Annotated in this window: 16 protein-coding genes and 1 riboswitch; of the genes, 11 read left to right on the top strand and 5 right to left on the bottom strand. The window is 73.3% G+C overall.

Annotated features, from left to right (window positions below; translation table 11 throughout):
• Nucleotides 1-54: 54 nt before the first annotated feature.
• A complete protein-coding gene (locus AB852_RS02100) occupies nucleotides 55-2,406 on the top strand; it encodes an MMPL family transporter (RefSeq protein ID WP_079184232.1) in 2,352 nt (783 codons plus the stop codon).
• Nucleotides 2,407-2,453: 47 nt separating this feature from the next.
• Nucleotides 2,454-2,837 carry a hypothetical protein gene (locus AB852_RS02105; RefSeq protein ID WP_143201164.1) on the top strand — a complete coding sequence of 128 codons (384 nt, stop codon included), beginning with the start codon at nucleotides 2,454-2,456 and terminating at the stop codon, nucleotides 2,835-2,837.
• A gap of 67 nt (nucleotides 2,838-2,904) precedes the next feature.
• On the opposite strand, the gene AB852_RS02110 is transcribed toward AB852_RS02105, so the two are convergent.
• Nucleotides 2,905-3,435, bottom strand: coding sequence for a DinB family protein (locus AB852_RS02110; RefSeq protein ID WP_178390925.1), 531 nt, complete (start codon nucleotides 3,433-3,435; stop codon nucleotides 2,905-2,907).
• Nucleotides 3,436-3,524: 89 nt separating this feature from the next.
• On the opposite strand from AB852_RS02110, the gene AB852_RS02115 reads away from it, so the two are divergent.
• The 4 genes from AB852_RS02115 to AB852_RS02130 all read left to right on the top strand — a co-directional run bounded on the left by AB852_RS02115 (nucleotide 3,525) and on the right by AB852_RS02130 (nucleotide 7,485).
• Complete coding sequence (locus AB852_RS02115; RefSeq protein ID WP_245876577.1) at nucleotides 3,525-3,941, top strand: hypothetical protein; 417 nt, start codon at nucleotides 3,525-3,527, stop codon at nucleotides 3,939-3,941.
• A gap of 149 nt (nucleotides 3,942-4,090) precedes the next feature.
• The gene (locus AB852_RS02120; RefSeq protein WP_073782975.1) at nucleotides 4,091-5,047 is read left to right on the top strand and encodes an RNA polymerase subunit sigma-70; all 957 of its coding nucleotides are present in this window, start codon (nucleotides 4,091-4,093) and stop codon (nucleotides 5,045-5,047) included.
• Between the two features lie 117 nt (nucleotides 5,048-5,164).
• Nucleotides 5,165-5,569, top strand: coding sequence for a hypothetical protein (locus tag AB852_RS02125; RefSeq protein ID WP_073782977.1), 405 nt, complete (start codon nucleotides 5,165-5,167; stop codon nucleotides 5,567-5,569).
• Nucleotides 5,570-5,745: 176 nt separating this feature from the next.
• Complete coding sequence (locus tag AB852_RS02130) at nucleotides 5,746-7,485, top strand: erythromycin esterase family protein (RefSeq protein WP_073782979.1); 1,740 nt, start codon at nucleotides 5,746-5,748, stop codon at nucleotides 7,483-7,485.
• 171 nt (nucleotides 7,486-7,656) lie between these two features.
• Here AB852_RS02130 and cobN read toward each other — a convergent pair whose 3' ends face one another.
• The 3 genes from cobN to AB852_RS02145 form a co-directional block, all read right to left on the bottom strand.
• Nucleotides 7,657-11,529, bottom strand: a complete 3,873-nt coding sequence (gene cobN, locus AB852_RS02135; protein WP_245876578.1) for a cobaltochelatase subunit CobN — start codon at nucleotides 11,527-11,529, stop codon at nucleotides 7,657-7,659.
• A gap of 54 nt (nucleotides 11,530-11,583) precedes the next feature.
• A riboswitch (cobalamin riboswitch) is annotated at nucleotides 11,584-11,658 on the bottom strand.
• A gap of 437 nt (nucleotides 11,659-12,095) precedes the next feature.
• Nucleotides 12,096-12,317 (bottom strand): DUF397 domain-containing protein, encoded by a 222-nt coding sequence (locus tag AB852_RS40470; RefSeq protein WP_073782981.1) that lies wholly within the window; start codon nucleotides 12,315-12,317, stop codon nucleotides 12,096-12,098.
• Nucleotides 12,318-12,324: 7 nt separating this feature from the next.
• Entirely contained in the window at nucleotides 12,325-13,215 is an 891-nt protein-coding gene (locus AB852_RS02145) for a DUF5753 domain-containing protein (protein ID WP_073782983.1), read from the bottom strand.
• Nucleotides 13,216-13,467: 252 nt separating this feature from the next.
• On the opposite strand from AB852_RS02145, the gene AB852_RS02150 reads away from it, so the two are divergent.
• From AB852_RS02150 to AB852_RS02170, 5 genes are all read left to right on the top strand, one after another.
• Nucleotides 13,468-13,920, top strand: coding sequence for an ATP-binding protein (locus AB852_RS02150; RefSeq protein ID WP_245876580.1), 453 nt, complete (start codon nucleotides 13,468-13,470; stop codon nucleotides 13,918-13,920).
• A 193-nt stretch (nucleotides 13,921-14,113) separates the two neighbouring features.
• Nucleotides 14,114-15,193 (top strand): hypothetical protein, encoded by a 1,080-nt coding sequence (locus AB852_RS39505; protein WP_178390926.1) that lies wholly within the window; start codon nucleotides 14,114-14,116, stop codon nucleotides 15,191-15,193.
• A 442-nt stretch (nucleotides 15,194-15,635) separates the two neighbouring features.
• Nucleotides 15,636-17,087 (top strand): cobalamin biosynthesis protein CobG, encoded by a 1,452-nt coding sequence (locus AB852_RS02160; protein WP_245876581.1) that lies wholly within the window; start codon nucleotides 15,636-15,638, stop codon nucleotides 17,085-17,087.
• A 4-nt stretch (nucleotides 17,088-17,091) separates the two neighbouring features.
• On the top strand, nucleotides 17,092-17,733 hold the full coding sequence (locus AB852_RS02165; protein ID WP_073782987.1) for a precorrin-8X methylmutase: 642 nt from the start codon (nucleotides 17,092-17,094) through the stop codon (nucleotides 17,731-17,733).
• A 62-nt stretch (nucleotides 17,734-17,795) separates the two neighbouring features.
• Nucleotides 17,796-19,331 (top strand): precorrin-2 C(20)-methyltransferase, encoded by a 1,536-nt coding sequence (locus AB852_RS02170; RefSeq protein ID WP_073785277.1) that lies wholly within the window; start codon nucleotides 17,796-17,798, stop codon nucleotides 19,329-19,331.
• A 504-nt stretch (nucleotides 19,332-19,835) separates the two neighbouring features.
• On the opposite strand, the gene AB852_RS02175 is transcribed toward AB852_RS02170, so the two are convergent.
• Complete coding sequence (locus tag AB852_RS02175) at nucleotides 19,836-20,594, bottom strand: cobalt-precorrin-6A reductase (RefSeq protein ID WP_073782989.1); 759 nt, start codon at nucleotides 20,592-20,594, stop codon at nucleotides 19,836-19,838.
• Between the last annotated feature and the right edge of the window lie 125 nt (nucleotides 20,595-20,719).

Here is a 20,719-nt window from a genome sequence, read left to right on the forward strand (position 1 = left end):
CCGTTCACGGTGGGCCGGGGTGCCGTAGGGGGCGACCGCGGCTTGACTCGGGACATGGCAGCCCCCGGCACCCCACCCCGCACCCGCCCCGGCACCCTGCACCGGGCAGGCCGGTTCTGCGCACGCCACGCGATCCCCGTGATCGCGATCTGGCTCGTGGCCCTCGCCGCGCTCCAGGTCCTGCACCACACCTACGGCGGCACCTACTCGGACGACTTCTCCCTGCCCGACACCCGGTCCCAGCACGGCGTCGACGTGCTGAAGGCGCATGACCCCGCCGCCGGCGGCTACAGCTCGCAGATCGTCCTGCACGACCCCCAGCACCCCCTCACCTCCGTGAGCGGCGAGGTCGGCCAGACCGTGACCGCGCTCCAGAAGCTCCCGGACGTACTCGCCGCGCAGAACCCCCTCACCGCGCCCCCGACCCCGTCGGGCCGGCCGGACGTGGGCCCCCTGTCCACCGATCAGCGCACCGCGTACATCACGGTCCGTTTCGCCGTGCAGCCGTCCACCCTCGGGGAGGACTATCTGCACGGTGTCGACACGGCGGTGAAGCCGTTGCGTTCCGCGGGCGTGGACGTCGAGTACGGCGGGACCCTCGGTGAACTGGCGCGGCCCGAGGCCAACGACCGGCTCAGCGAGGTCATCGGCTTCGCCGTGGCGATCGTCGTGCTGCTCATCGGCTTCGGCAGCGTCGTCGCCGCCGTACTGCCCCTGGTGACCGCGCTGATCAGCGTGGTCTGCGGGCTCGCCCTGCTGGGACTGCTGGCCGCCGCGTCCACGTTCGCGACCGTGTCCCCCACCCTCGCGACGATGATCGGGCTCGGTGTCGGGATCGACTACGCGCTGTTCCTGGTGACCCGTCACCGGCAGGGCCTGATGGACGGCCGGGACCCGGTCGCCGCCGCCGGAAGCGCCGCCGCGACCAGCGGTCACGCGGTGCTGCTCTCCGGCTGCACGGTGATCATCGCCCTGTCGGGCCTGTGGGTGTCCGGCATCGCGTTCATCGGGAAGCTCGGGCTGGCCGCCGCGGTCACCGTCGTCACGGCGGTGCTGGGCGCGCTCACCCTCGTACCGGCGCTGCTCGGGCTGATCGGCCGCCAGGTCGACCGGCTGCGGGTGCGCGCGCCGGTCGCGGAGACGGACGCGGAGCCCGGCGAGGAGGTGACGGGGCCGTGGCACCGCTACGCGCTGCGGGTGCAGCGGCGGCCGTGGTGGTACGCGGCGGCGGGGGTCGTGGTCCTCGCGGTGCTGTCCGTCCCGCTGTTCTTCATCCAGCTCGGGCACATCGGGGACGGCGCCGATCCCAGGTCGTTCACCGACCGGCGGGCGTTCGACCTGATGTCGTCCGCGTTCGGGCCGGGGTCGAACGGTCCGCTGACCGTCGTCGTCGACCAGTCGTCCGTACCGCAGGCGGACCGCGCGGCGCTCGCCTCGCAGGCGCAGAAGGCGCTGACCGGGGTGCCCGACGCCGCGTACATCACCCCGCTGAAGCCCACGTCCGACGGGGACGTGCTGCTCGGCACCGCGTACCCGGTCGCCGCGCCGCAGGACGAGCGGACCACCGGACTGGTCAACCGCTTCCGGGACGACGTGCTGCCGCAGGCCGTCGCCGGGACCGACGCCCAGGGCTACGTCACCGGGACGACCGCCGCCCAGGTCGACTTCCTCGACATCGTCTCCCAGCGGCTGCCGTGGATCATCGCCGCCGTCGTGGGGCTCGCGTTCCTCGTGATCCTGGTGGTGTTCCGGGGTGTGCTCGTCGCGGTGAAGGCAGCCGTGCTGAACGTGCTGTCCATCGCCGCGTCGTACGGGGTCGTCGTCGCGGTGTTTCAGTGGGGGTGGGGCGGTCCGGCGCTCGGGGTCTCGGGGAAGGTCCCCGTCGAGAGCTATGTGCCGATGATGATGTTCGCCATCGTCTTCGGGCTGAGCATGGACTACGAGATCTTCCTGCTGTCCCGTATCCATGAGGCGTGGCTGCGGACCGGCGACCCGGGGAAGAGCGTCGCGCACGCGCTGGAGATCACCGCGCGGGTCATCACCTGCGCCGCGCTCATCATGGTGAGCGTCTTCGCGGCGTTCGTCATCAGCGACAACATCGTGGTGAAGATGCTGGGACTCGGCCTCGCGGTGAGCGTGCTCATCGACGCGACCGTGGTGCGGCTGCTGCTCGTTCCCGCGGTGATGACGCTGCTGGGGCGGGCGGCGTGGTGGACCCCGGCCTGGCTGGACCGCGCGCTGCCCCGCTTGCACGCGGAGGGGGCGGACTCGGGTATGGACCCGCCGTCCAGTGACCCGGGTAGCGGCTCCGGCGACGGTCCGGGTGGCGGTAGGAGTGGCGGCACGGGTAATGGTCCCGGCTCCGGCGGTCCGGGTCCCGGGGCGTCGTCCGGTTCCGGTGGGTGAGTACGCGGGCTCAGGTGCGGGGCGGGGCCGTGCGGTTCACTGGGGGCATGCCGACACACGGTTCCACCGGGGTCCGGGGCGGCCCCGGCCACCGCGCCGACGAGCCGGACCGCCGCGCTTGGGTCGCCCCGCTGATCGGGACCCTCGCGATGTTCCCGATGACGCTGTTCCTGCTCGCGCTCGTGACGATGTCGCCGACGGCGTGCGAGTCGTGCGACGCGCGGGAGGCCGTGCGGTTCGCGGACAGCCTTGAGGTCGCGGTGATCGTGGCGATGGCGGTCGGGGCGGTGGCGTGGGTGCTGGTGCTGACGGCGTGGGTGATGCCGCCCCTTCGGCGGCTGCGGGCCCGGCGGGTTCTTCTGGTGGTTGCCGCGCCGCTGGTCGCGGCGGGGGGATATCCGCTGTTCGACGCGGTGTTGGCGTGGCCCTAGCGGGGGCTCGGCGGCGCCCCGGCGGGTGTTCGGCCCGCCTGGGCGGGCCCGTCGGCGGCCCGGCCGGTCACGGGCCGGTGGCTCCGTCGATCCGTTCGCGCAGCAGGTCCGCGTGGCCGTTGTGGCGTGCGTACTCCTCGATGATGTGGAGGAGGATCCAGCGCAGCGACACCTGACGGGTGCCCCCCAGCAGCGGGGCCGCCGCCTCGGGCATCGTCCCGCAGTCGTCGAGTGACGCCCCCGCGATCGCCTCGCGGCCCCGGGCGATCTCGGCCCGCCACGCGTTCAGGGCCTCCTCGATGCCGCGTTCCGGGGTCAGCGCGAAACCGTCCGGGCCGGCGTCCTTGAACACCGGCGGCGCGTCCTGGCCGGGCCACACCCGCTGGAACCAGTTGCGTTCGACCTCCGCGAGATGCTGGACCAGACCGAGCAGCGTCATCGACGACGGCGGGGCCGAGGGCTCCCGCAGCTGCGCGTCGTCCAGCCCCGCGCACTTGATCGCGACGGTCTCACGGTGGAAGTCCAGCCACGCCTCCAGCAGTTCCCGTTCACCGGCCTGCGGAGGGGGTACGGTCCGTCCGTTCAAGGTGATCGCCATGGCCGTCACACTGGCACGGAGGCCGTACCCCGACAAGATGAGTACGACGGCTCAGGCGGCGGCGCCGTCCCCGGGGCTTGACTGGACCCATGCCGCCGAACACCGCCGCCGAACCCGTCGAACGGGACCCGCGCGCCCGGCTCGCGCCGCTCCCGGACGCAGCCCCCGCACCCACCGGGCCGGACCCGCGCGCCTGGGTCGCGCCACTGCTCTCCTCGCTGGTCACGGTCCCCTTGATACTGGTCTCGCTGTTCTTCGCCGGACTCTCCCAGATGGCCTGCGGCGCGTGCACGGAGGCCGAACTCGACCGTTTCGACCCGAGCTTCGGGACGGCGTTCGACGTCTTCCGGTACGGGCTTCTCGTACCGGCGGCGCTGCTGCTGGCGTCCTGGTTCCTGCCGTGGCGACGGCGTCATGCCGCCACCCGGATCGTCCTCGCGGTCCTCGCGCCGTTCACGGTGGCGGGCCCGGTCCTCGCGTTCGCCGGACTGGTCGACTGGCCCTGACCGGGGCGGGACGGGGACAGGCCACCCGCGCGGGCCGTTCCCGGGTTCCGGGGCCTGCCCGGCGGGTGCGTGGGGCACCGGGCGTGTGCCGTCCCGGAGTCCGGTGAGGGCCGGGCGGATGTCGGTGCGGCTGGGTACCCTCGACGGCGATGACGCCAGAGACCGACGTACCGCAGGCCGCCGCGGCCCCGCAGCCGGACCTCGCCGCGCGGGCGGAGCGCCACCGGGGCGAGCTGCGGGTGCACTGCTACCGGATGGTGGGCTCGTACAGCGACGCCGAGGACCTCGTGCAGGAGACGCTGATCCGCGCGTGGCGCAAACGGGAGCAGCTCACCGACCCGCAGCGGCTGCGCGCCTGGCTGTACCGGATCGCCACCCGGGTCTGTCTGGACTTCCTCGGCGGTCCCGCGCGGTCCCGGGAGGTCGTGACGGCCGACTCGGTGATCGCCGAGGTGCGGTGGCTGGAGCCGTACCCGGACAGCCTGCTCGACGGGGCGATCGCACGCGAGACGATCGAGCTGGCGTACCTCGCGGCGATCCAGCATCTGCCGCCGCGCCAGCGGGCCGTGCTGATCCTGCGGGACGTGCTCGGGTTCCCCGCCGAGGAGACGGCGACGGCCCTGGAGATGTCGGTCGCGGCGGTGAAGAGCGGTCTCCAGCGGGCCCGCGCGACCCTGCGGACCCGGCTGCCGGAACGCCGCGCCGACTGGGGACCGGCGACCGGACCGAGCGCGGCGGAACGCGAGACGCTCCGCGCCTACGTCCGTGCCTCGCAGCGCGCCGATCTGTCGGCGCTGACCGCGCTGCTGCGCGCGGACGCGCGGCAGACGATGCCGCCCGCGTCGCTGGTCTACGAGGGCCGTGCGGCGATCCTCGACCTGTGGGGGCCCGTTCTGGAGGGGTCCGCGCGCTGGGGCGAGTGGCGTTCCGTGGAGATCACGGTGAACCGCCAGCCCGGCGCCGTGAACTACGTACGGGCCCCGCGGGACGACGTGTTCCGCGCGGTGAACATCGATGTGCTGCGGATCGAGGACGGGCTCGTCGCGGAGATCACGACGTTCGGCCCGGAGATCCTGCCCGCGCTGGAACTGCCGCTGACCATGTGACCGGCGTCACGCCGTCCGGACCGATTCCTTCCGTGCGCCGGCCCCCGTCACAGGGGTGTCGGTACATCGGCGGGCCCTGGGAAGCGGGTGTCCCGCCCCTACGGAGGAGCGGCACCCATGAAGGACTACGAGCGTCTCATCGGCACCTGGAACGTCACTGGCGGCGCGGAGGGCACCGTCACCTACCGCTGGCTGGAGGGCCGCCACTTCCTCGCCCAGGACATCTCCCTGACCCAGTACGGGCAGCCGGTCACCGGCGTCGAGATGATCGGCCGGCTCAAGCCGTTCGGCGCCGAGGAGCCCGGCGAGGACGTCCACTCGCGGTACTACGACAGCCAGGGCAACACCTTCGATTACGTCTACGAGCTGGCGGGCGACACGCTCACCATCTGGGGCGGCGAGAAGGGCTCACCCGCCTACTTCCGGGGCACGTTCGACGCCGAGGGGAACGTCCTCGACGGCGCGTGGGTGTACCCCGGGGGTGGCGGCTACGCGTCCACGATGACGCGCGCGGACGGCTGAACGGCCCGCCTGAGCAGTGCTGTTCGCGGTCGTGCGCGGCGGCGGGGGTGTAGCGGGATACACCCCGGAGAGGGGAGCGAGCCGGGTGGGACGGGCGGCCCGGGGCCGGGAGAGTGGGGACCACGGCGACAGCACCGGACTTCCCGGCGCCCCGGCCGCAGTCCCAGGAGGCCCGAGTGATCCCCACGAGCAGCGCGGACCGGCCGAGCGCAGGCCGGTCGGGTGCCGGAAGGTCCGGTGCCGGTCGGCCCGACGGCGACCGGTCCGGTGAGGACGGGGCCGGTGCCGTTCGGTTCGGTGAGTACGGGTCCGGTGCTGGCCGGTCCGGTGAGTACGGGTCTGCCGGCGTCCGGCCCGGGGCTGTCGCGCCGGGTGCCGCCCCCGCGCGGCGGCCGGTCCGCAGCGGTCTGGTCCTGGCCCTGGCCGCGGCGGCGGTGCTGGGGACGGTGTCGGCCGCCCCGGCCGTGTCCGCCGAACGGGGAGCGGGCGCGGGGACGGTCACGGCCCAGGCCCGGCCGCCCCACACCGGCCACACCGGCCACACGTACGGCACGGGCACGGGTCACGCCGACGGCATAGGCGCAGCAGTGGGCACAGGCGCGACAGAGGGCACCGGCGGCACAAGCCACCCGTACGGCTCGGACCGCGCGGTGCTCGCCGGGCTGAACCGCCACGCCCACCCGCTGCGCGCCACCGCCCCCGGTGACCAGCGCCCGGCCGGGGACCTGGCCACGCTCGCCCGGATGACCCGGGACGCGGAGATCATCGGGTTCGGCGAGGTCACCCATGGCTCGAAGGAGGTGTTCGACGTCCGGGAGCGGCTGTTCCGGTACCTCGCCACCCGGCCCGGTGACGCGGCCGTCACGACCTTCGCGCTGGAGCAGCCCTGGTCGACGGGTGTCCGCCTGGACACCTGGGTGCGCACCGGTGAGGGCGATCTGCGGACGATCATGCGCGAGGAGTTCCAGAGCGATTACACGTCCTGGCGGACCGAGGAGTTCCATCGTCTGTTCAGCTGGATGCGGGAGTACAACCGCACCCATGACCGGCAGTTGCGGGTGATGGGCAACGACATCGGGGACATCGGCCGCGAGCAGTACGCGCGCGTTCTCGGCTGGGCCGAGCGTCATCGTCCCGCCCTGCTGCCCGTACTGCGCGAGCGGTACGCGCAGTTGCTCGACCTCCCGGCGGGCCGGGACGCCCGTATGAAGGCCCTCATCGGACTCCCGCCCGCGCAGCGCCGGTCCTTGGCGGCCGACGCCCAGGCCGCGCACCGGCTCCTCAGCGGCTCCGGCACCGGGACCGGGACCGGAACGGGGTCGGAGTCGGGGAGGGTGCCCGCCCGGGTGGTCCAGGAGGCCCTCGTCATCTCGCAGATGGCGACCATGTACTCCCTGGACGGCGCCGAACTGCACCGCTTCCGCGACGACTCGATGGCGCGGAACACCGTGTGGTGGCAGCGCGACACCGGGGAGCGCGTGCTGGCCGCCGCGCACAACGGCCATCTCGCCTACCAGTCGGCGTGGCCCCAGCAGTACCCGGTGACCCAGGGCGCGGCCCTGCGCGACCTTGTCGGTGACGACTACGTCGCCATCGGCACCTCCGTCCACAGCGCCGGATTCCTCGCCCGGCCCGAGACGGGCGGCGACCGGCGCGAGGTCTTCGACACGGGCGCGGCGCACCCCGGGAGCAATGAGCACACGCTCGACCGGGTCCGGCACCGTGACTTCGTCATCGACCTGCGCGGGACGACCGGCGACCGGGCGACCGCCGCCTGGCTCGCCGCCCCCCGGCCCACGTTCCTCGTCCCGGCGACCTACGTCCCGTCGGTCATGCGCGAGCCGCAGAGCCTGGCGGAGGGGTACGACGTGATCGTCCACCTGCACCGCGCGGAGGCGGCGACCCCGTTCGACTGACCGGACACCGGACACCGGACCGGGCCCTTGGACCGGAACCGGCCCCCGGAACCGGAACCGGCCCCCGGAACCGGAACCGGCCCCCGGAACCGGAACCGGCCCCCGGAACGGACAGCGGGCCCCCGGCTGCCGGACAGCCGGGGGCCCGCCGTTCACGGACGTACCGCGGGGTCAGCCACCGGTCGGTGCCGTCCCGCCACCCGCCCCGTCCGTACCGCCTTCGAGATCGCCCTCCGTCTCCAGGAAGACCTCGCGCAGGGCCTCCAGGGTCGCCGCGTCCGGCTTCGCCCACAGGCCCCGGGACTCGGCTTCGAGGAGGCGTTCCGTGATGCCGTGCAGGGCCCAGGGGTTGGCCTCCTGGAGGAACGCGCGGTTCACCGGGTCGAGGACGTACGTCTGGGTGAGCTTGTCGTACATCCAGTCGGCGATGACGCCGGTGGTGGCGTCGTAGCCGAAGAGGTAGTCCACCGTCGCGGCCAGCTCGAAGGCGCCCTTGTAGCCGTGGCGGCGCATCGCCTCGATCCACTTGGGGTTGACCACCCGGGCCCGGAAGACCCGGGAGGTCTCCTCGACCAGGGTGCGGGTGCGGACCGTCTCGGGGCGGGTGGAGTCCCCGATGTACGCCTCGGGGGCCGTGCCCCGCAGCGCGCGGACGGTGGCGACCATGCCTCCGTGGTACTGGAAGTAGTCGTCGGAGTCCGCGATGTCGTGCTCACGGGTGTCCGTGTTCTTCGCGGCGACGGCGATCCGCTTGTACGCGGTCTCCATCTCCTCCCGGGCCGGACGGCCGTCCAGCTCACGCCCGTACGCGTAGCCGCCCCACACCGTGTAGACCTCCGCGAGATCGGCGTCGGTGCGCCAGTCACGGGAGTCGATGAGCTGGAGCAGACCGGCGCCGTACGTGCCCGGGCGGGAGCCGAAGATACGGGTGGTGGCGCGGCGTTCGTCGCCGTGGACCGCGAGGTCGGCCTGGGCGTGCGCGCGGACGTGGTTGACCCCGGCGGGCTCGTCGAGTCCCGCGACCAGCCGGACCGCGTCGTCCAGCAGCCCGATGACATGCGGGAACGCGTCACGGAAGAAGCCGGAGATGCGCAGCGTCACATCGATACGGGGACGGCCCAGTTCGTCGGCGGGGACCGCCTCCAGACCGGTGACCCGGCGCGACGCGTCGTCCCACACCGGGCGCACCCCGAGCAGGGCCATCGCCTCGGCCACGTCGTCGCCCGCGGTGCGCATCGCGCTGGTGCCCCACAGGGACAGCCCGACGGACGTGGGCCAGTCGCCGTTGTCCTCGCGGTAGCGGGTGAGCAGGGAGTCCGCGAGGGCCTGGCCGGTCTCCCACGCGAGGCGGGACGGGACGGCCTTGGGGTCGACGGAGTAGAAGTTGCGGCCGGTCGGCAGGACGTTGACCAGTCCGCGCAGCGGCGAGCCCGACGGGCCCGCCGGGACGAAGCCGCCGTTCAGGGCGTGCACGGCGTGGTCGAGTTCGTTGACGGTGCCCGCGAGCCGGGGCACCACCTCGGCCGCCGCGAAGTCCAGCACCCGGGCCACGTCGTCGCTGTGCCCGGCCGCCACGCCCGCGACCGCCGCCGGGTCCCAGTCGGCCGCCTCCATCGCGGTGACCAGGGCGCGGGCCGTGGCCTCCGCCTCGTCGGCGGTGGTCCGGGTCGCCGCGGACTCGTCGAGGCCGAGGGCCTCCCGCAGTCCGGGCAGGGCCGTGGTGCCGCCCCAGATCTGCCGGGCGCGCAGGATCGCGAGGACCAGGTTCACCCGGTCGTCGCCCGCCGGGGGCACGCCGAGGACATGCAGTCCGTCGCGGATCTGCGCGTCCTTGACCTCGCAGAGCCAGCCGTCGACATGCAGCAGGAAGTCGTCGAAGCCGTCGTCGTCGGGCCGGTTCTCCAGCCCCAGGTCGTGGTCGAGGCGGGCCGCCTGGATCAGCGTCCAGATCTGCGCGCGGATCGCGGGCAGCTTCGCCGGGTCCATGGAGGAGATCTGCGCGTACTCGTCCAGCAGCTGTTCCAGCCGGGCGATGTCGCCGTACGAGTCGGCGCGGGCCATCGGCGGCACGAGGTGGTCGATCAGGGTGGCGTGCACCCGGCGCTTGGCCTGGGTGCCCTCGCCCGGGTCGTTCACCAGGAACGGGTACACCAGGGGCAGATCACCCAGCGCGGCGTCCGGGGCGCACGCGGCGGACAGTCCCGCGTTCTTGCCGGGCAGCCACTCCAGGTTGCCGTGCTTGCCGAGGTGGACCATCGCGTCGGCGCCGAAACCGCCGTCCGCGCGGGACGCGGAGATCCAGCGGTACGCGGCCAGATAGTGGTGCGAGGGCGGCAGATCGGGGTCGTGGTAGATCGCGATGGGGTTCTCGCCGAAGCCGCGCGGCGGCTGGATGAGGATCAGCAGGTTCTCGCGGCGCAGCGCCGCGAGGACGATGTCCCCGTCCGGGTTGTGGGTGCGGTCCACGAACATCTCGCCGGGCGGCGGCCCCCAGTGCCGCTCGACCGCCTCCCGCAGCTCCCCGGGCAGTGTCGCGAACCAGCGGCGGTAGTCGGCCGCCGGGATGCGCACCGGGTTCGCCGCGAGCTGCTGCTCGGTGAGCCAGTCCTGGTCGTGGCCGCCCGCGTCGATCAGCGCGCGGATCAGCTCGTCGCCGTCGCCGGAGACCAGGCCGGGGAGCTCGTCCAGGGGCCCGAAGTCGTAGCCCTCGGCGCGCAGCCTGCGCAGCAGCGCGACCGCGCTCGCGGGGGTGTCGAGGCCGACGGCGTTGCCGATCCGGGAGTGCTTGGTCGGGTACGCGGAGAGCACCAGCGCGAGGCGCTTGTCCGCGGCCGGGATGTACCGCAGCCGCGCGTGCCGTACGGCGGTCCCGGCGACCCGCGCCGCGCGCTCGGGGTCCGCGACGTACGCGGGGAGCCCGTCCTTGTCGATCTCCTTGAACGAGAACGGGACGGTGATGAGGCGCCCGTCGAACTCCGGTACGGCGATCTGGCTCGCCGCGTCCAGCGGGGAGACGCCCTCGTCGTTCGCGGCCCAGTCGGCGCGCGAGGAGGTCAGGCACAGGGCCTGGAGCACGGGGACGTCCAGGCCGGTCAGGGCGCCCGCGTCCCACGACTCGTCGTCGCCGCCCGCCGATGCCTCGGCCGGGCGGGTGCCACCGGCCGCGAGCACCGTCGTGACGATCACGTCGGCCGCGCGCAGCTCGTCGATCAGCTCCGGCTCGGGGGCGCGCAGCGACGCGACGTACAGCGGCAGGGGCCGCCCGCCCGCGTTCTCGACGGCGTCGCAGAGCGCGGCGACGAAGGACGTGTTGCCGCTCATGTGGTGGGCGCGGTAGTAGAGCACGGCGACGGTCGGGACGATGCCGTCCGCCGCCGGGGCCGTCCGGCCGGGGGTGCGCTCCAGGGGCCCCCAGGTGGGGGCGGGCGCGGGGGCGTCGAAGCCGTGGCCCGTCAGCAGGACGGTGTCGGACAGGAAGCGGGCGAGCTGCGCGAGGTTGGCGGGGCCGCCGTGCGCGAGATACGCGTGCGCCTCGGCGGCGAGCCCGACCGGGACGGTGGAGGCCGCCATCAGCTGGGCGTCGGGGGCCTGCTCACCGCTGAGCACGACCACGGGCAGCCCCGTGCCCGTCACCCGGTCCAGCCCCTCCTGCCAGGCACGGACCCCGCCGAGCAGCCGGACGACGACGAGCCCGGCCCCGTCGAGCAGCGCGGGCAGATCGTCCAGCGGAAGCCGCGAGGGATTCGCGAAGCGGTACGGGACGGGGGTGTCCGCGTGGTTCGCGGCGCGGGCACTGAGCAGGTCCGTGTCGGACGTGGACAGCAGGAGGATGTGCGGGGCACGGCCGACGGGGTTCCCGTCACCGACGGGCTCTCCGGGAACGGGCTCTCCGGTGACGGGCCCTCCGGGAACGGGCCTTCCGGTGACAGGCGCTCCGGCAACGGGCCTCCCGGTGAGGGGCTCTCCGGTGCCGGGGTTCTCGGCGGCGGAGTTGTCGGCGACGGGGTTCTCGTCGGCGGGGCGGTCTTCGGCGGGGTTCGGCATGCGGCGTCGGCCTTCCTCGGGGTGTCCGCGCCCCGGGCGGTGTTCGGACGGCGGGAGTTCCTGGCTCGGCCGGCCCTGGAGCCGGCGGTCACAGTGGCGGGACCGCGCCGGATTCGAACCGGCTTCCTCCCCTGATGCCGTCGGGTGACGGTCACGGACCGGGTGATCCGCGATTACCTCATGGTATGCGGGGTTTGTTTGGGCTTTTTGTGGGTCTTTATGGGTCCTTGGGTGCGGGTGGGTGGGTCTTGTGCGTGGCCGTATTTGTTCCCGCACATGTCGTTCGTGGGGTGCGCAGTTCTCCGCGGGTCGCCTTCGCTTGCGCTTCCGAGGTCTGTCCGGCGGGGCGTACTTCGTTGCTGTGCTGTCGCTCGTGGGTTTTGCGCAGTTCCCCGCGCCCCTGTCGGGGCGCCTTCTGCTTGTTCTTCGGGTCGGTGCCGGTCGGGATTCTCCGTCCTCGATCCGACACGCTCGGTACGACGTACCCGTACCGGACTGAAGAGCATCGGAGTCTGCGGGCAGAGATTCCCGCCCACCCCCTCCCGTGGTCCGGCGAGTGCCGGTGGTCAGGGGTTGGGGCGCGTGGTCGTGACGTACGAGAGGAAGTCGGCCCACGAGGTGGGTGCGACGGCCAGTACGGGGCCCGGTACGTTCTTCGAATCCCGGATCCCGATGTGGTGGGGGAGGGCGGCTATCTCCACACAGTTGTTGCCCGTGTCGCCGCTGTAGGAGGACCTGCGCCAGGTGATTTGTCGGGCCGGTTCGAGGGCCCGGGTGTGAGTAAGGATGGCTCCGCTACCTTCTCGCTAGTTCCTTCATGAATTCGATGGTTTCCTCGACTCCCAGAGCCAGGCCCACCATCGCGTTGAACCGTCTGGTGAACCGGTCCACTTCACGGGGCTTGTCGGAGGTGGATACGGCGCCCCACGCGTTGTCGGCCTGGACCCGGGAAGGCAGCTCCCCCAGGTCGAGGACGGCGAAGTCGTGCGTCGAGCGGTATCCACGGCGGAAGGGCATGACCTGGACCGACACGTGGTCCAGTTCCGCCAGCCGGACGATCTCCTCGTACTGCTCACGCATCACGTCGTCGCTGCCCACCTGGATGCGCAGCGCCGCTTCGCCGAGAATGACCCGCAGTCGTACAGGGTCCTCCCGAGCGAGTACCCGCCGCTTTCGCTCCATGCGCAACTCGACGTGGCGTTTGATGAACTCCGAGGTCGTGTCCTCGATCGGCCGTCCTGTTTCGAAGATGGCCTTCGCGTACGCAGGAGTCTGAAGGACGCCGTACACAACCGTCGGGTGGTAGGCCGTGATGGTCACCGCCTCCGCCTCCAAACCCACGAAGTGGGGCATCCCCGGCGGCATGAAGATGCGGTACTGGGTCAGCCAGTCCTCGTTGGGGGCCTCGCGGTTGAGGTCGAGAAGCTCCTCGACGAGCCGTTCATCCGTGACGCTGTACCGCTTGAGGAGTGCGCGTAGGTTGCCCACGTTGCGGCGGAAGTTGAGTTCACCGTGCTCGATCCTGGCGAGGGTCGCTTCGGACAGGTCCTTCAGTCCCCGTACCGCTTCCCTGCGGGTCATGCCCTTGGCCCCGGCCCGCTCGACACCTGGGCAGTTCTCCCGCAACTGCCTGAGTTGAATACCCAGTTCCAGACGACGTCCCGAAGCGCCGCGTTTGGCTCCCACCTGTGCACCCTCCAGTGCCCTTGTGCCGTCAAGTATCACCCTGTGCAGGTGTCCCGCACCCGTGCGCAGTCGGCCACGTACGTGCGCAGGTTGGCGCATAGTCCGTTTCGACCCCTCACTGATTAATCAGCGGTGATCCGGTTGCGAGTCAAAGCATGCTCGAAGCAGGGTAGTTGACGCAGAACGCGCAGCATGTCCCATCCGTACTTTCCGTACCCTCCCCCACCCCGCCGCATGGCTGGAGGCCCCGCAATGCCCGCAGAAGCGATCACGTCCGTACCGGCAGCGCATGTAGTGGGCCCGGTGCCCTTCGTGTGCGGGGCGGAGGCGGGATTCGACGTACTGGTTTCACGGGTGCCGTCCGTGGCCGAGCGGGTGTGGCCCGGACTGGTGCGGCGAGCGGGGGAGGCGGTCCTGACCGAGTGGGGCGCGGACGGGGCCCGGGACACGTACGCGCTGGCGCTGTCGGAGCTGGTGACCAACGCCTTCCAGCACGGTTACGGGGACACCGTCCGGGTCCGGCTCTGGCGGACTGCCGAACACCTCGGCATCGAGGTCACGGGCGGCACCCCGTACCTGCCTCGGTCCGGTCCCGCCGACCCGTCCGCCGAGCGGGGCCGTGGCCTGTACCTCGTCGGAGCCCTCGCCGACACATGGGGCATCACCCCGGACGGCACGACGACGTGGTGCACCCTCGCCATCTGACCGCCGGCACTCGCCGGACCACGGGAGGGGGTGGGCGGGAATCTCTGCCCGCAGACTCCGATGCCCCGTAACGGCCACCGTCCCGCCTGTGAGTGGTTTATCCGTCGCGGGTGACCCGTTTGCACTGATCGTCACTCGGAGCAATTGAATCCCTACCTAAGGTAGCCGCTTGTTCGCTCTGGGAAGGAGCCCCATGTTCGACCGCAAGCTGGCCCTCGCCGTCGCTGTTCTCCCCTTCGCCGCCTCGCTCGCTCTGGGACCAGGGGCCCAGGCCGCTCCGCAGGGCGGCACCGTCACTTTCGCCAAGCCGGGAGGCCCTCAGGAGTGGACGGTGCCCAACGGCGTCTTCACCGTCACCGTCGACATGTGGGGTGCGGGCGGCGGTGGTTCGGGCGGCACCGGCGGTGCGGGCGGCGGCGGAGGCGGGGGTGCCGGCGGGCAGGACGCCACCGGCCTGGGACACGGGGGAACCGGCGGTGGCGGAGGCGGTGGCGCCGGCGGCGGGGGAGGCGGCGCGGGGATCCACATCACCTGCACCCTTCCGGTCCTTCCCAACACGCCATTGCGCATCACGGTCGGCAAGGGCGGTGCCGGTACGGCGGGTACGTCCGGCGCTGCCGGGGGCAAGGGCGGCGAGTACGGCCTGCTCGCCGGAAGCGGCGGCACCAGTGGTGCCGAGGCCAGGACTCGTACCACCGACGGCGGCTCCGGCGGGGCCACCGTCGTCGATCTTGTCGCGGGCGGCCCCACCGCTTCGCCGGGCGCCGGCCCTGTCCTCTCCCCGAGGTCCATCGCGTCCGGCGGGTCCGCAGGTGAGGGTGCGGTAGGCGCCGCGGACGGGGGCGAGTGGGGCGGCGGTGGAAAAGCCCTCGGGATCGGCGGAGGTAACGGAGCAGGCGGAAGTGTGAGCGGTTCCGGCGGTCAGTCCGGGTACGCCGGGCTGGACTTGTCGTGCACCGGGACGCCTCCCGCTCCTGGAAAGGTGTTCGTCGCCCACGGCAAGAGCGGCAGCGCGGGTTCCGCAGGCAAGACCGGCAACGCCGAGGCCGGCGCCGGTGAGCTGGGCGGGAAGGGCGGAGCAGCCGGTGCGGGCGGCCAGACCCCCGGTGACCACGGCTACGGCCGGGGTGGGGCCGGCGGCGGCAGCGGCGACGGTGGCGACGGCGGCCGGGGAGCCGACGTCTCGGGCGCGGAAGGTGCGGACGGTGACGACGGCGGGAACGGCGCCGCCGGGAAGAAGGGCAGCGACGGAGCCGTAGTCATCACGTACTGACACCCTGCCCCCGGAACACCGCGCACCGATCACGTCGACGTGCGCGTACGAGCTGCTGGGCGTCCGATGCGACGGGACACCCAGCAGCCCCCGGACATCGCCCCGGGACATCCCACGGGCGCGACCCATGCGGGAACAAGTCCGCCCAGCGCCGAGTACCCAGGGGCGCGGGGAACCGCGCGAAACCACCGAGCGACGGCACAGGAACAAGTCCGCCCAGCCCCGAGTACCCAGGGGCGCGGGGAACCGCGCGGAACCACCGAGCGACCTGTGCGGGAACAAGTCCGCCCAGCGCCGAGTACCCAGGGGCGCGGGGAACTGCGCACCCACGAACGACCCGCACAGGGACAAGTCCGCCCACCCGGACAGACCCCAAAAGCGCAAGCGAAGGCGACCCGCACGGGAGATACGACAAAAACACCGCAGGTCTATGCTCGCGGGCGTGGCGAACAGCGTGGCGAACACGGACACCCCGGGCCGACGCACGGCGGGCGGAGAGCGCGCGGCGGACGTGCGTACCCCCGGCGACGGGGGCGACGCCTGCCCCGGCGCACTCCGTCTGCACCTCGCCGACGACGGCCCCCTCGCCAGGGTCCGTATCCCCGGCGGAGTCCTCACCACCGCCCAGACGGAAGCCCTGGCCCACGCCGCCCACCACCTCGGCGACGGCGAACTGCACCTCACCTCACGCGGCAACGTCCAGCTACGGGCCCTCCGCACGGAGACCTGCGGAGCCGACCTGGCCACCGCGCTGCACACCGCCGGCCTCCTGCCCTCCGCGACCCACGAACGCGTACGGAACATCGTCGCGTCCCCGCTGTCCGGCCTCGACGGACAGGGCCACCGCGACCTGGCCCCGTGGCTCCACGCCCTCGACACCCTGCTCTGCGCCAGCGCCCCCGCCGCGCACCTGTCGGGCCGGTTCCTGTTCGCCCTGGACGACGGCCGCGGGGACATGACCTCCCTGGAACCCGACATCACCCTCGTGGCCGGACCGCGCGCCACCGCGACCGTACGGATCGGCGGGACCACGCTCACCGTGCCGGCCGACGACGCCCCCCGCATCGCCGTGTACGCCGCGGAGGCGTTCGTCGCGGCGGCCCGGAACGCCGGGGCGGACCGCGTCTGGCGGCTGGCGGACCTCCCCGGCGGCCCCGAAGCGGTCCGCGCGCTGGCCCGCGAGGTGGCCCACCGCCCGGACGTCACCGCGACGCTCACCGACAGCGCCACGGTGACGCCCACGGACCCGGCCCACACCACCGCGACCGCCATCAAGGCCAAGGCGACCCCCACCCCCGGCGCGTTCCCCGGAGGCGTGTCCGTCGCCGTCCCCCTGGGCCGCTTCACCCCCGCCCAATGGACGGCCGTACGGCACATCGCGGCCCGCACAGGGCTCGGCGTCCGCCTGACCCCCTGGCGCGGCGCGGTCCTCCCCGGGGCGACCCCCGCCGACCTCATGGCGCTCGCCGCCAGCGGACTCGTGACGGAGCCCGGCTCCCCATGGACCGGGGTCACCGCGTGCATAGGCCGCCCCGGCTGCGCCAAGTCACTGGCGGACGTCAGGTCGGACGCGCGGACAGCCGTCCACCCGGCCCACGTACCGGCCGAGCCCCCGGCCCATGTACCGGTCCAGCACCCGGCCCACGTACCGGCCGAGCCCCCGGCCCACGTACCGGCCCAGCACCCGGCCGACGGACAAGCCGAGCCCCCCGTCCACTGGTCCGGCTGTGCGCGCCGCTGCGGGCGCCCCCGGGGCGACCGGGTCGATGTCGTCGCCGTCGTCGGCGGTTACGAGGTCACCGCCGTACGCGCGGGCAAGGCCGGCCGTACGACCTCGGTGACGGGAACCTCATCGCTCGCGGCTACCGTGGCGGCGGCACGCACCGGAACATGAGCAAGTGAGCGAGAACAGAGTGTTCGACTACGAGAAGGACGGGGCGGAGATCTACCGCCGGTCCTTTGCCACCATCCGCGCCGAGGCGGACCTCACGGGCCTGCCCGACGATGTCGGCAGGGTCGCGGTCCGGATGATCCACGCCTGCGGCATGGTCGACCTGGTCCGTGACCTCGCCCATTCCCCGGCCGTGGTGTCCCGCGCGCGCGAGGCGCTCCGGGCCGGCGCGCCGATCCTGTGCGACGCCACGATGGTGGCGAGCGGGGTCACCCGCAAGCGGCTGCCCGCCGCGAACGAGGTGATCTGCACCCTGTCCGACCCGGCCGTGCCGGACCTCGCCGCCCGCCTGGGCACCACCCGCAGCGCCGCCGCGCTGGAACTGTGGCGGGACCGCCTCGACGGCGCGGTCGTCGCCGTCGGCAACGCCCCCACCGCGCTGTTCCGGCTGCTGGAGATGATCGAGGAGGGCGCGCCCCGCCCGGCCGCGGTGATCGGTGTGCCGGTCGGGTTCATCGGCGCGGCGGAGTCCAAGGACGAGCTGGCCGCCCACCCGTCGGGCCTGGAGTACCTGGTGGTGCGGGGCCGCCGGGGCGGCAGCGCGATGGCCGCCGCCGCGCTCAACGCCATCGCCAGCGAGGAGGAGTGAGCGTGCACCAGAGCGGCACGGGGCAGCCGACGGAACCGTCGTCGGAACCGCCTTCGGAACGGCTGACGGAACCGCCGTCCGAAGAGCCTACGAGAACGTCCACGGGAACGCCCTCGGGATGGCTGTACGGGGTCGGGCTCGGCCCCGGGGACCCGTCGCTGATGACCGTACGGGCCGTCGAGGTGATCGCCGGGGCGGACGTCGTCGCGTACCACAGCGCGCGCCACGGGCGGTCGATCGCGCGGTCGATCGCGGCCCGCCATCTGCGGCCCGGCCAGATCGAGGAGCCGCTGGTCTACCCGCTCACCACGGAGACCACCGACCACCCAGGCGGCTACCGGGGCGCGATGGACGAGTTCTACGAGGAGGCCGCAGTCCGGCTCGCCGCGCATCTCGACGCGGGCCGCAGCGTGGCCGTCCTCGCGGAGGGCGACCCGCTCTTCTACAGCTCGTACATGCACATGCACAAGCGGCTCGCGCACCGCTATCCGACCGAGGTGATCCCCGGGGTGACGTCGGTCAGCGCGGCGGCGGCCCGCCTCGGCACCCCGCTGGTGGAGGCCGAGGAGGTGCTGACGGTCCTGCCGGGCACCCTGCCCGAGGAGGAGCTGACGGCCCGCCTCGCCGCGACCGACTCGGCCGTGGTCATGAAGCTGGGCCGCACCTTCGGCAAGGTCCGCCGCGCGCTGGACGCCTCCGGCCGGCTGGCCGAGGCCAAGTACGTGGAGCGCGCCACGATGGACGGGGAGCGCACCGGGGACCTCGCGGAGGTGGACGAGGACACCGTGCCGTACTTCTCGGTGGCCGTGCTGCCCAGCCGGGTCGACGCCGGGCGTCCGGAGCGGGAGCGGGGCGAGGTCGTCGTCGTCGGCACCGGACCGGCGGGCCCGCTGTGGCTGACCCCCGAGTCGCGGGGCGCCCTCGCCGGCGCGGACGACCTCGTCGGCTACACCACGTACCTGGACCGGGTGCCCGTACGCCCCGGGCAGACGCGGCACGGGTCGGACAACAAGGTGGAGTCGGAGCGCGCCGAGTTCGCGCTGCAACTGGCCGCGCGCGGCCGGAAGGTCGCTGTCGTCTCCGGCGGCGACCCGGGGATCTTCGCCATGGCGACGGCCGTCCTGGAGGTGGCCTCCGAGGACGCCTACCGGGACATCCCCGTCCAGGTGCTCCCGGGAGTGACGGCCGCGAACGCGGCGGCGGCCCGCGCGGGCGCCCCCCTCGGCCACGACTACGCGACCATCTCGCTGTCCGACCGGCTCAAGCCGTGGGAGGTCGTCGCGGAACGCCTGCACAAGGCGGCCTCGGCCGATCTGGTGCTCGCCCTGTACAACCCGGGCTCGCGCTCGCGCACCTGGCAGGTCGGCAAGGCCCGCGAGCTGCTGCTCGAACACCGCGCGCCGGACACCCCGGTGGTCGTCGCCCGCGATGTCGGCGGCCCCACGGAGCGGGTACGGATCGTGGCCCTCACGGACCTGGACCCCGCGGAGGTCGACATGCGCACGATCCTGCTGATCGGCTCCTCCCAGACCCGGACGGTCAGGCGCGGCGCCGACGAGACGATCGTCTGGACCCCCCGCCGCTACCCGGAGACATGACCGGTACGGAGCGCGCCTGAGCGGTACGGGGAGGACCCGGGGCCGTACGGGGTCCGAGGGCCGGACGGGGAGCCGGGACGACGTGATCCGGGGGCTGTACGGGAAGCCGGGGCCGTACAAGTTCCCGGGGCCGAACGGGAATCTGGGGCAGACGAGTTCCCGGGGCTGTACGGGGAACTGGGGCGCCGTACGGGGTCCGAGGGCCGTACGGGGAGCCGGGACGACATGATCCCGGGGCTGTACAGGAAGCCGGGGCCGTACAAGATCCCGGGGCTGTACGGGGAGCCGGGGCGGACGAGTTCCCAGGGCTGCACGGAAGCCGGGGCTGTACAAAGATCCCAAGGCCGAACGGGGAGCCGGGGCAGACGAGATCCCAGAGCCGTACGCGCCCCGGGGCCGTACAAGGACCCGGGGCCGTACAAGGACCCTGCGCCGGACAAGGCCCAGGGCCGGACGGGCGCGTCCCGGGAGACCGAGGGGCCGGGGGACGGGGGCCCGGGGGACTCAGGCGGCCATCCGTCCCGTGACCCAGTGGGCGGCCTCCTCGGGCCCCGCCACCACCGGCACCCCGTCCGGTACGGGCGGTCTGCGGACGACCACCACCGGTACGCCGGCCTCCCGCGCGGCGGTGAGCTTCGGGGCGGTGGCGCGGCCGCCGCTGTCCTTGGTGACGAGGACGTCGATCCGGTGCGCGGCGAGCAGCGCCCGTTCACCGTCCAGCGCGAACGGTCCGCGGTCCAGCAGGACGTCCATCCGCCGGGGTACGGGCGGCTCCGGCGGGTCGACGGACCGCACCAGGAACCACAGCGCGTCCAGTTCCGGGCGACCGGTGAACGCGGCGAGCCCCGTCCGTCCTGTGGTGAGGAACACCCGGGACCCGAGCGACGGCAGCAGCGCGGCGGCCTCGGCCAGCGAACCGGCGGACCGCCAGTCGTCCCCGTCGACGGCCTCCCACCCGGGCCGCCGCAGCGCGACCAGCGGCACCCCGGCCGTCCGCGCGGCCCCGGCCGCGTGGAAGCTCATGGTCCCCGCGAACGGATGAGTGGCGTCCACCAGCACATCGACGCGTTCCCGCACCAGCCAGCCGGCCAGCCCCTCGGCTCCCCCGAAGCCGCCGATCCGCACCTCACCGGGTGGCAGCCGGGGCGCGGCGACCCGTCCGGCGAGCGACGAGGTGACCGTGCGGCCGGGGACGGCGGGCGCGGTCAGCAGCTCCGCGAGCCGCCGGGCCTCGGCGGTCCCGCCCAGGATCAGTACGTGCACGGAGCCGGATTCCCTTCCTGGCCGGTGGGGTCACCGGCGGACGTATGGCCCGTGTGACCCCACGGGCGGACGTGACGCCCCACTCAAACACACCGGTCCGCGACCCGGCCCACAGCGCCTGGCGG

It is taken from the genome of Streptomyces uncialis (assembly GCF_001905345.1).
In the GTDB taxonomy this organism is placed as follows: domain Bacteria; phylum Actinomycetota; class Actinomycetes; order Streptomycetales; family Streptomycetaceae; genus Streptomyces; species Streptomyces uncialis.

What these genes read in the sequence shown, in the direction of transcription:
- AB852_RS02115 (WP_245876577.1), top strand. Translation starts at nt 3,525, where the DNA reads ATGCCGCCGAACACCGCCGCCGAACCCGTCGAACGGGACCCGCGCGCC.
- AB852_RS02105 (WP_143201164.1), top strand. Translation starts at nt 2,454, where the DNA reads ATGCCGACACACGGTTCCACCGGGGTCCGGGGCGGCCCCGGCCACCGC.
- cobN (WP_245876578.1), bottom strand. Translation starts at nt 11,529, where the DNA reads ATGCCGAACCCCGCCGAAGACCGCCCCGCCGACGAGAACCCCGTCGCC.
- AB852_RS02100 (WP_079184232.1), top strand. Translation starts at nt 55, where the DNA reads ATGGCAGCCCCCGGCACCCCACCCCGCACCCGCCCCGGCACCCTGCAC.
- AB852_RS02110 (WP_178390925.1), bottom strand. Translation starts at nt 3,435, where the DNA reads ATGGCGATCACCTTGAACGGACGGACCGTACCCCCTCCGCAGGCCGGT.
- AB852_RS02150 (WP_245876580.1), top strand. Translation starts at nt 13,468, where the DNA reads ATGCCCGCAGAAGCGATCACGTCCGTACCGGCAGCGCATGTAGTGGGC.
- AB852_RS02120 (WP_073782975.1), top strand. Translation starts at nt 4,091, where the DNA reads ATGACGCCAGAGACCGACGTACCGCAGGCCGCCGCGGCCCCGCAGCCG.
- AB852_RS39505 (WP_178390926.1), top strand. Translation starts at nt 14,114, where the DNA reads ATGTTCGACCGCAAGCTGGCCCTCGCCGTCGCTGTTCTCCCCTTCGCC.
- AB852_RS02125 (WP_073782977.1), top strand. Translation starts at nt 5,165, where the DNA reads ATGAAGGACTACGAGCGTCTCATCGGCACCTGGAACGTCACTGGCGGC.